This is a genomic window from Streptomyces sp. NPDC059679, assembly GCF_042734105.1.
Taxonomy (GTDB): domain Bacteria; phylum Actinomycetota; class Actinomycetes; order Streptomycetales; family Streptomycetaceae; genus Streptomyces.
In genome coordinates, this window is sequence record NZ_JBHWES010000040.1 from 35,416 (window position 1) to 47,536 (window position 12,121).

Annotated in this window: 18 protein-coding genes and 1 pseudogene; 11 read left to right on the plus strand and 8 right to left on the minus strand. The window is 68.9% G+C overall.

The genetic code is table 11. From position 1 onward, the window contains the following. Positions 1–142: 142 nt before the first annotated feature. From ACFV2X_RS33430 to ACFV2X_RS33450, 5 genes are all read right to left on the minus strand, one after another. Positions 143–463, minus strand: coding sequence for an SCO5918 family protein (locus ACFV2X_RS33430; RefSeq protein WP_358640967.1), 321 nt, complete (start codon positions 461–463; stop codon positions 143–145). 61 nt (positions 464–524) lie between these two features. Further along, complete coding sequence (locus ACFV2X_RS33435) at positions 525–875, minus strand: CBS domain-containing protein (RefSeq protein ID WP_385623809.1); 351 nt, start codon at positions 873–875, stop codon at positions 525–527. An 86-nt stretch (positions 876–961) separates the two neighbouring features. Continuing rightward, positions 962–2,437, minus strand: coding sequence for a DEAD/DEAH box helicase (locus ACFV2X_RS33440; protein WP_385623811.1), 1,476 nt, complete (start codon positions 2,435–2,437; stop codon positions 962–964). Between the two features lie 180 nt (positions 2,438–2,617). Further along, positions 2,618–2,821: a cold-shock protein gene (locus ACFV2X_RS33445; RefSeq protein WP_030224351.1), complete on the minus strand. Its 204-nt coding sequence runs from the start codon at positions 2,819–2,821 to the stop codon at positions 2,618–2,620. A 265-nt stretch (positions 2,822–3,086) separates the two neighbouring features. After that, positions 3,087–3,368 carry a hypothetical protein gene (locus tag ACFV2X_RS33450; RefSeq protein ID WP_385623813.1) on the minus strand — a complete coding sequence of 94 codons (282 nt, stop codon included), beginning with the start codon at positions 3,366–3,368 and terminating at the stop codon, positions 3,087–3,089. Positions 3,369–3,553: 185 nt separating this feature from the next. Between ACFV2X_RS33450 and ACFV2X_RS33455 the strand changes: the two are divergent. The 5 genes and pseudogenes from ACFV2X_RS33455 to ACFV2X_RS33475 all read left to right on the plus strand — a co-directional run. Further along, a pseudogene (locus ACFV2X_RS33455) lies at positions 3,554–4,011 on the plus strand (LacI family DNA-binding transcriptional regulator); the annotation flags it as partial. A gap of 339 nt (positions 4,012–4,350) precedes the next feature. After that, positions 4,351–4,998, plus strand: a complete 648-nt coding sequence (locus ACFV2X_RS33460; RefSeq protein ID WP_385623816.1) for a DUF5819 family protein — start codon at positions 4,351–4,353, stop codon at positions 4,996–4,998. A 166-nt stretch (positions 4,999–5,164) separates the two neighbouring features. Further along, positions 5,165–5,452 carry a hypothetical protein gene (locus ACFV2X_RS33465; protein ID WP_385623818.1) on the plus strand — a complete coding sequence of 96 codons (288 nt, stop codon included), beginning with the start codon at positions 5,165–5,167 and terminating at the stop codon, positions 5,450–5,452. A gap of 29 nt (positions 5,453–5,481) precedes the next feature. After that, the gene (locus ACFV2X_RS33470; RefSeq protein ID WP_385623821.1) at positions 5,482–6,126 is read left to right on the plus strand and encodes a DUF5819 family protein; all 645 of its coding nucleotides are present in this window, start codon (positions 5,482–5,484) and stop codon (positions 6,124–6,126) included. Between the two features lies 1 nt (position 6,127). Next, a complete protein-coding gene (locus ACFV2X_RS33475; RefSeq protein ID WP_385623823.1) occupies positions 6,128–7,405 on the plus strand; it encodes an HTTM domain-containing protein in 1,278 nt (425 codons plus the stop codon). A gap of 95 nt (positions 7,406–7,500) precedes the next feature. Here the strand turns inward: ACFV2X_RS33475 and ACFV2X_RS33480 are convergent, their stop codons facing one another. The 3 genes from ACFV2X_RS33480 to ACFV2X_RS33490 are packed head-to-tail and all read right to left on the minus strand — an operon-like array spanning position 7,501 to position 8,194. Beyond that, entirely contained in the window at positions 7,501–7,716 is a 216-nt protein-coding gene (locus tag ACFV2X_RS33480) for a hypothetical protein (protein ID WP_385623825.1), read from the minus strand. Next, on the minus strand, positions 7,716–8,036 hold the full coding sequence (locus ACFV2X_RS33485) for a hypothetical protein (RefSeq protein WP_385623826.1): 321 nt from the start codon (positions 8,034–8,036) through the stop codon (positions 7,716–7,718). Before ACFV2X_RS33485 ends, ACFV2X_RS33480 begins: the two co-directional genes overlap by 1 nt. Then, positions 8,033–8,194, minus strand: a complete 162-nt coding sequence (locus tag ACFV2X_RS33490; RefSeq protein ID WP_385623828.1) for a hypothetical protein — start codon at positions 8,192–8,194, stop codon at positions 8,033–8,035. Before ACFV2X_RS33490 ends, ACFV2X_RS33485 begins: the two co-directional genes overlap by 4 nt. Positions 8,195–8,589: 395 nt before the next feature. Here ACFV2X_RS33490 and ACFV2X_RS33495 point away from each other — a divergent pair, with 395 nt between their 5' ends. The 6 genes from ACFV2X_RS33495 to tgmA all read left to right on the plus strand — a co-directional run bounded on the left by ACFV2X_RS33495 (position 8,590) and on the right by tgmA (position 12,118). Then, complete coding sequence (locus tag ACFV2X_RS33495) at positions 8,590–9,621, plus strand: helix-turn-helix domain-containing protein (RefSeq protein ID WP_385623830.1); 1,032 nt, start codon at positions 8,590–8,592, stop codon at positions 9,619–9,621. Then, positions 9,618–9,857: a DUF397 domain-containing protein gene (locus ACFV2X_RS33500; RefSeq protein WP_385623832.1), complete on the plus strand. Its 240-nt coding sequence runs from the start codon at positions 9,618–9,620 to the stop codon at positions 9,855–9,857. The genes ACFV2X_RS33495 and ACFV2X_RS33500 overlap by 4 nt, the downstream gene beginning before the upstream one ends. A 272-nt stretch (positions 9,858–10,129) precedes the next feature. Then, positions 10,130–10,378 carry a hypothetical protein gene (locus ACFV2X_RS33505; RefSeq protein ID WP_385623834.1) on the plus strand — a complete coding sequence of 83 codons (249 nt, stop codon included), beginning with the start codon at positions 10,130–10,132 and terminating at the stop codon, positions 10,376–10,378. Next, positions 10,353–10,877 (plus strand): DUF6879 family protein, encoded by a 525-nt coding sequence (locus ACFV2X_RS33510; protein WP_385623835.1) that lies wholly within the window; start codon positions 10,353–10,355, stop codon positions 10,875–10,877. Before ACFV2X_RS33505 ends, ACFV2X_RS33510 begins: the two co-directional genes overlap by 26 nt. A gap of 30 nt (positions 10,878–10,907) precedes the next feature. Further along, a complete protein-coding gene (locus ACFV2X_RS33515; RefSeq protein WP_385623837.1) occupies positions 10,908–11,756 on the plus strand; it encodes a helix-turn-helix domain-containing protein in 849 nt (282 codons plus the stop codon). 95 nt (positions 11,757–11,851) lie between these two features. After that, a complete protein-coding gene (gene tgmA / locus ACFV2X_RS33520) occupies positions 11,852–12,118 on the plus strand; it encodes a putative ATP-grasp-modified RiPP (protein ID WP_385623840.1) in 267 nt (88 codons plus the stop codon). The last annotated feature ends 3 nt before the right edge of the window (positions 12,119–12,121 follow it).

Below are 12,121 nucleotides of genomic sequence, written 5' to 3' on the forward strand. Positions count from 1 at the left end.
TTTTCTCCCCGTGTTGTTTTCTTTTTTGCCCCCGGTGCCCCCGCTTTGTTTCGCGGCGGTCCCCCCCCCCGGGGGGGGGGCCCCCGCCCCGGCGCGGCGCCCGGCCCCCACCGGGATCCTGAAGGCGGTTTCCCGCCCGTCCTCATACACCCACGGGGCCGGTCCCGCCGAACAACGCCGACGCGGTCCGGAGCGGAGTGGGAACACCCACGCCCACGGGCGCGGCCTCGGGGCAGTCGTGGCAGGTGAAGCCGAGGCGCGCCATGGCCCGGGTGACTTCGCCGACCGTGAAGTCACGGCGGTCCTGTCGCGTGATGACCTGGCCCACCTGCTTGACGGGGTAGCGGCGGCGGCCGATGGTTACGGACTCACCCGTGACGAGCTCGGGTCTGACGCCCTTCATTGAGGCCAGCACCCCGGCCTTGGTCAGGTCGAACGGGTACCGGGCGATGACACAGCGCATGATGCCTCACAGGAGAGAAGTCACGGAGAGAAGGAGAACGGGCTGTCCGGGGCGAGGCGGATCAGCGGAAGAGGGCGAGGAGACGCCCGGAACTCGGCCGTACTTCACCGGCGCCGCCGGGGCGGGCGACGGGCGAGGGCAGCGATCCGCCGAGGACGTCCCGCAGACGGATCCGGTCCGTGTACGTGGAACTGTCGCGGAGAACGGTGAGCCGGACCAGGGTGATCAAGCCCGTGCTCTGGTCGTCCCTGTCGCACACGGTCAGGTACTCGACACGGGCACCCGCCATGACGGCCAGAGCCACCTCGACGGTCATGTCGTCACAAACCCGAGGCCCGTACGCTTCGATGTCGTCGACCACGGTCACGGGGGCGGGGTCCGGCATGCGGTACTGCGTCTGAGCTGGCGTCAAGGGTGCCTCCTGCGGTAGGGGTTGATCGGCTTGGTGGCCATTGCGGCTCCAGGGAGACCACGGCGGCCCCGGGGACCGCGCCGGGCCTAGGCAGCCGAGTTGTCGCCGGGCTGCCGCTGTGCCCTGCGGCGCACCCCCGCGCCGACGGATCGGCCCTTGCCGGTGCGGCCCCGGCGGTCCCAGGACGGCGAAGACGCGCGGCGGGGGCGTTCCACGACCGGCGCGGCGATGACCACCGGGACGCCGGAGGGCGCCTGGGCACCTGTGATGCGGCTCAGCTCCGCCTCGCCCGAGCGGACCGGGGTGATGTGCGGGGTAATTCCGGCCGAAGCCATCAGCCGGCTCATGGCGCGGCGCTGGCCGGGGGTCACGAGGGTGACGACACTGCCGGACTCGCCGGCGCGGGCCGTACGACCGCCACGGTGCAGGTAGTCCTTGTGGTCGCTGGGCGGATCCACGTTGACGACCAGGTCGAGGCTGTCGACGTGGATGCCGCGGGCCGCGACGTTGGTGGCCACCAGGACCGTGACGTGACCGTCCTTGAACTGCGCCAGGGTCCGCGTGCGCTGCGGCTGGGACCTGCCACCGTGCAGGGCCGCGGCGCGGACACCGCTGTTCAGCAGGTGCTTGGCCAGCCGGTCCACGGCGTGCTTGGTGTCCAGGAACATGATGACCCGGCCGTCCCGGGCCGCGATTTCGGTGGTCGTGCGGTGCTTGTCCGCGTCATGCACGTGGAGTACGTGGTGCTCCATCGTGGTGACGGCACCGGCCGACAGGTCGACGGAGTGGACCACCGGGTCGGTCAGGTAGCGGCGGACCAGCAGGTCGACGTTGCGGTCCAGGGTGGCCGAGAAGAGCATCCGCTGACCCTCGGGGCGCGCCTGGTCGAGCAGGGCGGTGACCTGGGGCATGAAGCCCATGTCGGTCATCTGGTCGGCCTCGTCGAGAACCGTGATGCCGACGTCGACGAGCCGGCAGTCGCCCCGGTCGATGAGGTCCTTGAGCCGACCGGGCGTCGCGACGACCACCTCCGCGCCGGCGCGCAGCGCCCCGGCCTGCCTGCCGATGGACATTCCGCCGACGACGGTGGCGAGCCGCAGACTCACGGAGCGGGCGTAGGGAGCGAGCGCGTCGGTGACCTGCTGGGCCAGCTCACGGGTGGGGACGAGGACCAGCGCCAGTGGCCGGCGCGGCTCGGCGCGCCGACCCGCCGTACGGGCCAGTACCGCGAGGCCGAAGGCGAGGGTCTTGCCCGACCCGGTGCGGCCGCGACCGAGTACGTCACGGCCGGCCAGGGAGTTCGGCAGGGTCGCCGCCTGGATCGGGAACGGTACGGTCACGCCTTCCCGTCCGAGCGTGGACAGCAACGGCGCCGGCATGACGAGATCGGCGAACGACTCGACGGCGGGCAACGCGGGCGTGACCGTCTTCGGCAGCGCGAACTCGCCCTGCGCGGCCTGTCGGTTTCCGTAACCGTTGGAACGGCGCGGAACGCCGGAGCGACCTGCGGCAGCACTTCCTCCGAAGCGGCCATATGTGCGAGTGGTACGGGTGCGGTTCATGCGGGACCTTCCTCGACGTGGGCACGTATCAAGGAATTTCCGCAGCAAACCGAGCGGCGCAGAGAATCGCGAGAACGAGCCGGAAATGACAGGGTCGAATCACCCTCAAAATAAAGCGAGCTGGGGCCCGCACCCCAAGGTGCGGGCCCCAACTGCGAAGTATGCGTCAGTGCCGGTGCGTCAGGCGGGAACGATGTTCTCAGCCGTCGGGCCCTTCTGGCCCTGCGCGATGTCGAATGACACCTTCTGGCCTTCCTGCAGCTCACGGAAGCCCTGGGCGGCGATGTTCGAGTAGTGGGCGAAGACGTCGGCGCCGCCGCCGTCCTGCTCGATGAAGCCGAAGCCCTTTTCCGCGTTGAACCACTTCACAGTGCCAGTAGCCATTTGTTTCTCCTTCGGAGGCGGTGTCAGAAATACGCACCCTGTGCGGATTCCGTGTCGCCGTGATGATCAGCCGTCGGAAAAATCTTCTGGCAACCACACCTGCAACTGATGCCGACAGTAGCACGTCGACATCGGCCCTGCGTAGTGAACAATTCCGCACCGCCTGCCGCCTCAGGAATATTTCTCGCGCGCCGCGTCGATTTCTTACTTCGCGACCACAGATATTGTTCTCCGGGGTGGCGGTGTTGCCGTCGAGCGTTTCCGCTCACAGCGCTGTGACCTCCTTCGACGGCTTGTACGCGCCGCTGTCGTCATCGGCGGACGAGAGGCCGACGAACGCGCCGAGACCCCAGAAGCGAGACGAAGGCCACATGGCGATTCCGGCGGATACGGCGTACGCGTTCTCGAACTGGACCCGCCCCGGCGGCGGGTGCGTTTCCGCGTCTTTGTCGTCTACTACAACGACCCCGGTGATCTCCTGCCGGATGATCCGAGTTTCTTCTTCCGGGTGCGGTGGGAGGGCGCGTACGGGGGCGGCGGCGATCAAGACGCTTTCACCGCCGTCTGGGAACGGGCAATCCCGCACGAGGAGTACTCGATCCGCTGACACTTCTGCCGCTCCGGGACCGCCGCCTTCATGAACGCCTCGCCCTCGTCCTCAGCCCAGGCCGCCCGCGCATCCGTCGCCGCCCGCCTGGTGGACATGAAGAGGGCCCACGGTCAGGATCGCGGATGTGGCCAGCCAGGCACGCCGGGGTCTCGCCCAGCACCGTCAGCTACGCCCTGAGCGGCAAACGGCCCATCTCCACGCCACCCGGCGCCGCATCCACGCCAGCATCCGCGAACTCGGCTACCGCCCACACGCCGGAGCCCGCGCCCTGGCCAGCAGCCGCACCCGGGTCCTGGCGCTGGTGACCCCACTGCGCGAAGGCGGCGACGTCACGACCGCGATGCGGTTCGCCGCCCACATCGTCGCCGCCGCCCGCCGCCACGACCACGACGTTCTGCTGCTCACCCAGGAGGAGGGCGAGGAGGGGCTGCGCCGCGTCGCGGACAGCGCCATGGCGGACGGCATCATCATCGTGGCCACCCACCCGCACGACGCCCGCCTGCCGCTGCTGCGCAGGCTGGGCCGGCCCTGCGTCCTCGTCGGCTCCCTGAGCGGCGCCACCGGCCCGGCCGAGCCCGCCTGCGCCGGCCCCCCTCATCCCGGGGATCCCGTCGACCCGGACGACGGCCGCCCCGGGGCCTGACTCGGGTCGCCCGAGCCGGGTGACCTCGCCGAGCGGTGCGTAGCGCTTCTGATGGCGAGGCTGGGCGCATTCCCACAGCGCGACAAGGGCCCTTCGGTCGGCCGACAGCCCTCGCCATTTGCGCGGCCACCCCGCGGTCAGCCATATCATCACCCGCGCTGCTCCGATCGGAGCAATCCGGGCAGCTGAGGACGTGTCGCCCGGCCGACCGTGCCCGTCGCAGGAAAGCTACCGGCGCAACATGTCCACTGGTGTGGCAGACGGGCGAGGAGCATCGTGGAGCAGCAGTCTGATCGTGCCCCGGCGGTGCGGCATCGTTCGTCCCTGGCCGCGCTGGGGGTGTTCGGAGCCGTCCTGCTCGGCGCTGTGGGCTGGCACTTTGCCACGATGGTCCTGGCCACCGTGCCCCCGAACCACGTCAGCCACCGCTACGCGCCGCTGGTCAGCAGTTACGTCGATCCTGAGCTGGACCAGAACTGGAAGCTTTTTGCCCCCGACCCGCCCCAGGCGACCATCCGGGTCCAAGCCCGCGTACGGACGACCGGAGGCAAAGGCTTTGCCCGAACGGGACGGTGGCTGGACCTCACCGCCTCCGACCTGGCGGCGATGAGGGGCACGCTGCCGAGCCACGCGTACGAGGACGTCCTTCCGATGGCATGGTCCTTCTACCAGGTGTGGCACACCCCGCACGAGAAGCCCTTGGGCTCGGAAGGCCGACTGTCGACCGCACATCTCAAACGGGCGGTGCTGCAACGCCTGATGGGGCGGTACAAGGGAGAGCACATCACCGGCCTCCAGGTCCGGTGCCGCACCGACCAGGTGCCATCGCCGCCGTGGGACAGGGGGCCGGTCACGGCTCACCGCCCCGACTACCGGGTACTTCCCTGGTGGCCGGTGCGGGGCCGGGACTACGAGCGGTTGTGAGCCCAGGGAGCCACCAGGGAGCCACCCGGCCCCATGCCGCCGTCCGGGTGAACGCACCGCCGCCTCAGGTGTCGTTCCCCCGTCTGGCCGCCTGCCAAGTGGACGCTACGACGGCAGAGATCCCCCTTTCCCGACAAAAGGCTGTCCCATGAAGAAGTGCTTCCGCGTGCTGAGCGCACTCGTCGTAGCCGTAGGAGCGCTGGCGTACGGAGGCGTCGCCAGCCACGCCGAGACATACCGGTGGCCCTTCTCCGGGGCGGGCACCGTCTTCTCCCCCTTCCCCACCCACGACCCCGCCGACGGTGTCGGCTCACGTTGCGTCAACCTCGGCTCCGGCGAGGCGCGTCAGCGCAACGACTGCGACAGCCGCAGCAGCGTTCCCGCACCGGCACCCGCGCCCGCACCGGCGCCCGCACCCGCAGGGCAAAAAATCCCGGTGCCGAAGCCGGTCTGAAGCAGCGAGCAGAGATTTCAAGGAGCAGGGTGAAGCAGCAGGACAACCGCGCCCTGGGGGCGTGGTCCCGTTCCTCGACGGCCGTGCTCGCGGCCGTCGCCATCGCGCTGTTCGGCGCGGCCGCGTGGCACTTGGGAACGGTCGCGCTGAGCGTCGCGCCGCCGAACACGCTCAGCAGGCACTATCCGCGGTGGATCGCCGACCACATACACCCGGAGCTGGAGCAGAACTGGAAGTTGTTCGCCCCGGATCCACCCCAGGGGAACGGGCAGATCGAGGCCCGGGTGAGGACGGTCAACGGCACAGGTGCCCGCCACACCGCCGGCTGGACCGACCTCTCGGCCTCCGACATCGCCGCCGTCCGAAGCAACCTGCTGCCCAGCCGCACGGACCAGGATCTCCTCCTCTACGCCTGGGACTACTACGCGCTGTGGCACGACCAGTTGCCCGGCCACCCCCGGGAGGCCCGGCTGATGGCCGCGAACCTGAAGCGCACCGCTCTACAACGCCTCATGCCGCAGTATCAAGGGCAGCGGATCACCGGTCTGCAGTTCCGGTTCCGGTTCGACCGCGTGCCGCCGCCCTCATGGGCTTCCCCGACCACCACCGACCGGCCCGTGAACCAGGTGTTGCCCTGGTGGCGGGTACAGAACAAGGATTGTCAAGGGCTCTGACGTGCACCCCGAGACCACTGAGCGGGCTTCGGCCCTCCCCGCGCCCTCCGGCCCGGCCCGGGTCCCCGGCCCCGCCGCCCCCGCGGCCCCGCCCGGGAATGCCACCGCCCCGCCCGACACGGGTCTCCCCGGACGGCCGGCGGCACTCATCGCCTGGGCCGCCCGGGTCCACGTGCCCCATCAGGCCGCGGTGCTGCGGATCGGGCTTGCCTTCGTCGTCGCCGCCGGGCTGCTCCGCGAGTGGCCCCACCGCCGGGTGCTGTTCGGCGACCGCAGCCCCTGGTCGTGGGACATGGCCGGCTCGGTGCTCGCCGAGAACCACGCCTTCTCCGTGCTGATCTGGTGGGACGGGCGGTGGTGGTTCGAACTGGTCTACCACGCCACGATCATCGTGGCCGTGCTGCTCATGCTCGGCTGGCACACCCGCGGGACATCCGTGCTGTTCATGGTCGGCGTCCTCTCCATTCACGCACGCAACCCCTTCGTCATGGACGGCGGCGACAACGCCGTCCACCTCCTGGCGATCTACCTGGTGTTCGTCCGCTGCGGGGCGGTCTGGTCACTCGACGCGCGCCGCGACCGGCGATACGGACCTCAGGCCCGCTGCCGGCGGGCAGGCGTGGCGATGTGGCAGCTGCTCGGACTGCTGCTGCTCTGGGTGTACGGAACCCGAGTGGAAGCCTGGTCCGTGTTCTTCTGGACGCTCTGGGGCGCCCAGGGACTGTGGTACGCGGCGAACCGCTGGTTCCCCTGGCACCGGACCCGCGCCCTGCTGAACGGTGCCACCGCCATGGTGCACAACTGCGCCATGCTGGTGGTGGCCGGCCAGATCTGCCTGATCTACCTGACGTCGAGCTGGTACAAGATCCAGGGTTCCCGCTGGCAGGACGGCACCGCCGTCTACTACGCGCTGCACCTGGACTATTACCGCCCATGGCCCTGGCTCAGCGACCTGCTCTCGTCCAACATGCTGGTGGTCTTCCTGCTCACCTACGGCACGGTGCTGGCGCAGGCGTCCTTCCCCTTCACCCTGCTCAACCGCAGAGCCAAGAACATCATGCTGGTGCTCCTGACGCTGGAGCACGCGGGGATCGGGATCCTCATCGGCATCCCCTTCATGTCGCTGACCATCATCGTCTGCGACGCCGTCTTCCTGCCCACCTCTTTCCTGGCCCGCGTCGGCGACGGCTGCGCCCGTGCCACGCACAAGCTGCGCGGATCCCTCACCGGGGCTGCCAAACGGCCGACGAGGCGGAAACCGGTGGCGGCGGCTGACTGACGCCGCTGCGCGGCGGTGACCACCTCGCGCTTCGCCTCCCCAGCCCCAGTCCGCCCATGAGAGCCGAGCCCTGGGGCTGGGGCTGGGGAGCGATCTCAGAACCGCGTGAAGCGGTCCGGGTTGTTACGGTCGCGGTGGCGGGGGCACTGGCACGGCGGCCAGGCTTGCCCCACCGAGTAGGGGTCGCTCTTCTCCCCGGCGAGGACGGCCACGATCGCGCGCCGTGCGGTGACGATCCCGCCGTGCGCCACGGTGTAGACGCGCATCGTCATCTTCGGCCGCTCGCCCCGGTCCGGCCGGCTGTCGGCCATCAACGGCCTCCCTCTCCCCCGACCGGGGCGTAGAGCTGGAGCAGGCTGCACAGGCTCCGCTTCACCGCGCCCAGGTGGTAGGCCAGCTCTTCCGGCGCGGCGTCGGCAAGGTCGAGGGCTTCGGCTCCGGCGAGAGTCTGTCCGGCGACGATCACCACCGCGCACTCCAGACCTTCGCGGGTGGGCTTCGCGGCCGTGACACACGCGGGGCACAGCCCCGAGCGCGGCACGGCGTGGTCGTGGGGCCCGAAGTCGCCAGGGGCGGCGCACAGAGCGCACCCGGGGGACGGGACGGGCCTGATCCGGCCGTCGGCGGTCACCGGATCACCACCATCCCGTGTGGCGCACACACCAACTCCACCCGCGGGCGGCGCTTGCTCCGCTGCTCGTCGGCCACGGCGTAGGGCCGCACCATGGCGGCACTGTGACCGTCCGGCGGACCGGAGACCGGGCTGAACGCCGCGGCGGAGGCGTTCACGTGCTCCGCCGCCCTGGGTCGGGCAGGTGCGTCGGGCACGCGTGCTGTGCGTGTCGTTGACGCGTGCTGGTGCTGCACTGAGGGTCGGCCGCCCGCAGTACGGGCCGCGCGGTGACGACCCGACGGCGGTAACAACAGCCGTAGCAGTGCTTCGAAGATCCACGCGATAGCGTGTGTCATGTCGTCAACCTCCGTGGGGTTGATGGCCACCACCCCCGGACGCACCCTCCCAAGTCGCGTCGCGGGGGTCCTGCATGTGGCCGGTGGTTGTGTGGTCAGTGCCTGACGCGCGGTTCAGGGACCCGTACGAGATGCGATAGGGCCTGGGCATCCGTCACCGCCGCTCCTTCGCATCTCGCCCTGATTGCGCTCCAGGGCTCAACCACCGTGCCCGCGTGGCAGAGTTGAGCGCAACAGAATCTGCTCGAAATCAGCCTTGGCAGCAGAAATGGCACATGCCAAAGCATGCGTATGGCTTCTGCCGTATGCACAACGGATGCCAGGCTGAACACAAGGCAGCCGACGGCGCGCACGTGCGCCAGGATGGAGGGCACATGGCCGCAAAACCGCAGCCAACCGCAAGGCGTATCGGGCTCGGGCACGAACTGCGTCAGCTACGGAAGGAGGCCGGTCTCACCATCGCGCAGGCGGTCGAGGGCCTGCACTTCGACGAGAGCACGCTGCAGCGCGTCGAGACCGGCTGGAAGTCTTTCCGGCAGGCCGGACACCTGCGAGAGCTGCTGGAGCGCTACGGCATCAGTGACGAAGAGCAGGTGGACCGGCTGGTCGCCCTCCAGCGCGAGGCATCCAGCCGGGAGTGGTGGACCGGTCCCAGCACCGCCATGCTGTCGGGCATGCCGCGATTCCTCGGCGTTGAGTCCGCAGCCCGGGAAGTCCGCATCTTCCACCCGGTCCTCGTTCCGGGCCTGCTGCAGACCATGGCGTACGCGCAGGCCGTGCACGAACTGCACAAGCCCATTGACGAGATCACCACCGAGTTCATGCAGCGGAGCGTGCAGCTTCGCATGAAGAGACAGGAGGCCCTGACCCGCGACGATGACCCGCTAAAGGTTTGGGCGGTCCTGTACGAGCCGGCGCTGCGCTACGCCATCGCTGACGCGGACACCATGCGCGAGCAGTATGCCGCCCTCGCCGAACTGGCCGCCCTGGAGAACGTGACCCTACAAGTTCTCCCCCAGGCGAGCAGCGGTTACGTTGCCCTCCATCATGTCAACATCATGATCCTCGGCGACGGCCTGCCGACAACGGTTCAGACCGATACCGCCTGGAGCACCGTCGCCGTCACGGACAAGCCGCGCGATGTCGGGCGGTTCTCCCGCATGTTCGAGGCCATGGCGGCAGCCGCTCTGTCTCCTCAAGACACTCCGAAGTTTCTGCACCAACTATCGAGAGAGATCACACAATGAACACTCGCCCTGCCACGGTGATGGCATCGGATCTGAAGGGCGCCAACTGGTTCACGTCGTCCTACAGCAATGCCGGGGGCGAATGCGTCGAGGTCGCCGACCTGTCGATGTCCGCCCACAGCGGGATAGCGATCCGCGACTCCAAGGACCCCAACGGCCCGGCGCTCCTGGTGTCGCCGGACGGTTGGGCGTCCTTCATCACTGCCGTGACCGATGGAGAGTTGCCCGCCGCCTGACCCACACAAGTAACGCCCATGACGGCGGCCCCTGCGATCACAGGGGCCGCCACGTGGGTACGCCGCCGCGCCCCGTGATGTCGTCCCCAAACCCCGACGGCCGCGCCCGGTGATTCGCCGAGGGCCCCGCAGGACTACTGCGGGGGTGGCCGAAACCATCCGTGTTTGTCGCCTTGACTCGAACCCGTATGTCACGGAACGTGGTTGGCTGGGTAGATCCGAGTGTAATGGGTGCGCAACATAGCGCAACCCACTCGACGCTGGAGGCGGTCATGGATCTACAGTTCGTCGGGATCGACCCGGAGACCGGCGCAGGCAACTGCCCGGCGGTCTGGGTCGACACCGATACGAAGTCCGAACCCGAAATCGTGCTTCAGGGCTGGGTCGCGGACGAGGCCACCGAGGCCGAGTGCGCGAAGCGGAGCCCGAAGCCCGACACCGAGGCCGTCATCCGCATCCCGGCGCGGATGGTGCCGCTGATCAGGGAGGCGTGCGATGCCGCAGAACGTGCCCAGCTTTGACGAACTCCTGGACTCGGCCCAGTATTCGGCGCTCCACCTGGAGATGCGCGACCACTACGGTGTGGACGAGGAGCGGTACGTCGTAGAGGCGTGGCGGAAGGAAGGCGCCCTGCCCGCCTACGGCTCGGACTACTGGCGCCCCTGGGTTTCGTTGGTTGAGCGGACCGTGGCGCGAGGTGTGTCCGTCCGCCGCGCCCGGATCGTCTCGGAGCCCGTGACCGACTACATCCGCTTCGAGCACGCGATCACCCCGGCCAACATCCGAGCCGGCGAGCACGTACGGTGGCTTCCACGGCGTCGTGCGTCAGATCTCGCCCTCCCCGGCAACGACTTCTGGCTGATCGACGACCGGATCGTGCGGTTCAACCTGTTCTCCGGCAACGGCGCCGCCATCGAGCCCGACGCATCGGAGGACCCGGCAGTCATCAAGCTGTGCGCTGACGCGTTCACCGCAATCTGGGAACGGGCAACCCCGCACGAGGAGTACTCGATCCGCTGACACCTCTGCTGCCCCGGGACCGCCGCCTTCATGAACGCCTCGCCCTCGTCCTCAGCCCAGGCTGCTCGCGAAGCCGTCGCCGCCCGCCTGGTGGACATCCGCAAGACAGCAGGGCTCAAGGCCCATGAGGTGGCGGCTCGGTGCGGCTGGCACAAATCCAAAGTCTCTCGGCTGGAGAACGGTCATACACCGCCCTCGGACGACGACATCCGCAAGTGGTGCCAGGCATGTGACGCGCCCCGGCACGCCCCCGACCTGATCGCGGCCAGCCGGGACGCGGACCAGATGTATGTCGAGTGGAAGCGGATCCACCGGACAGGCATCCGACGCCGCCAAGAGGTTGACGTCCCGTTGTACGACCGCACCAGCCTGTTCCGCGTCTACTGTTCCAACGTCGTGCCCGGCCTCCTCCAGACGCACGGCTACGCCGAAGCGCTGCTGTCCACCATCAGCCAGTTCCAGGGAACCCCCAACGACGCCGCCGACGCCGCGACCGCCCGCCTGGACCGCTCCCGCGTCATCCACGAAGGTCGCCATCGCTTCGTGCTCCTGGTCGAAGAGACGACGCTGCGCTATCGCATCGGGTCCCCTTCCGTCATGGCCGGACAGCTCGGATACCTCCTGGAGGTGCTGTCGATCCCGTCGGTGGCCTTTGGAGTGATCCCGTTCACCGCGCAGCGCCGCATATGGCCCGTCGAGACATTCATGATCTTCGACGATGAGCGGGTACAGGTGGAGACCTTGTCGGCGGAGATCAACATCACCTCGCCCGGTGAGATCGACGTGTACGTGAAAGCGTTCGCCCGGCTGCAACGCATGGCCGTCTACGGCACGAAGGCCCAGTCGCTCATCACGGCGGCCATTGACACTCTCAGGTGATGTCGCGCAACTTCATAGAACTTTCTTGAGGCTCAAATCTCGCCGACCGTACGGTCGTTGGCACCCGACTCCACCCTCCCCCGAACGGAGAAGCCATGACCACGTGCACCGCTCCTCGCCAGCTCGCCTCGGTCCGCCCCTGGGGTCTGCGCCGACTCGGCCCGTACCCCACATCGGCGCACATGCCGTTCACCACCGTCACCATCGACCCGGACACCCAGACCGGCGTGTTCCGCGATGGTGATGGCCTAATCGTCGAGATGGACAAGCACGGCACCAGCTCCGCCACCTCGACATCGACCGTGACGAACCTGGACTCCCGCAACGACGCGGGCCACGACCAGGACTCCCAGCAGGACTGACCC

What these genes read in the sequence shown, in the direction of transcription:
- ACFV2X_RS33430 (WP_358640967.1), bottom strand. Translation starts at nt 463, where the DNA reads ATGCGCTGTGTCATCGCCCGGTACCCGTTCGACCTGACCAAGGCCGGG.
- ACFV2X_RS33440 (WP_385623811.1), bottom strand. Translation starts at nt 2,437, where the DNA reads ATGAACCGCACCCGTACCACTCGCACATATGGCCGCTTCGGAGGAAGT.
- ACFV2X_RS33445 (WP_030224351.1), bottom strand. Translation starts at nt 2,821, where the DNA reads ATGGCTACTGGCACTGTGAAGTGGTTCAACGCGGAAAAGGGCTTCGGC.
- ACFV2X_RS33480 (WP_385623825.1), bottom strand. Translation starts at nt 7,716, where the DNA reads ATGGCCGACAGCCGGCCGGACCGGGGCGAGCGGCCGAAGATGACGATG.
- ACFV2X_RS33500 (WP_385623832.1), top strand. Translation starts at nt 9,618, where the DNA reads ATGAACACTCGCCCTGCCACGGTGATGGCATCGGATCTGAAGGGCGCC.
- ACFV2X_RS33505 (WP_385623834.1), top strand. Translation starts at nt 10,130, where the DNA reads ATGGATCTACAGTTCGTCGGGATCGACCCGGAGACCGGCGCAGGCAAC.
- ACFV2X_RS33510 (WP_385623835.1), top strand. Translation starts at nt 10,353, where the DNA reads ATGCCGCAGAACGTGCCCAGCTTTGACGAACTCCTGGACTCGGCCCAG.
- ACFV2X_RS33515 (WP_385623837.1), top strand. Translation starts at nt 10,908, where the DNA reads ATGAACGCCTCGCCCTCGTCCTCAGCCCAGGCTGCTCGCGAAGCCGTC.
- tgmA (WP_385623840.1), top strand. Translation starts at nt 11,852, where the DNA reads ATGACCACGTGCACCGCTCCTCGCCAGCTCGCCTCGGTCCGCCCCTGG.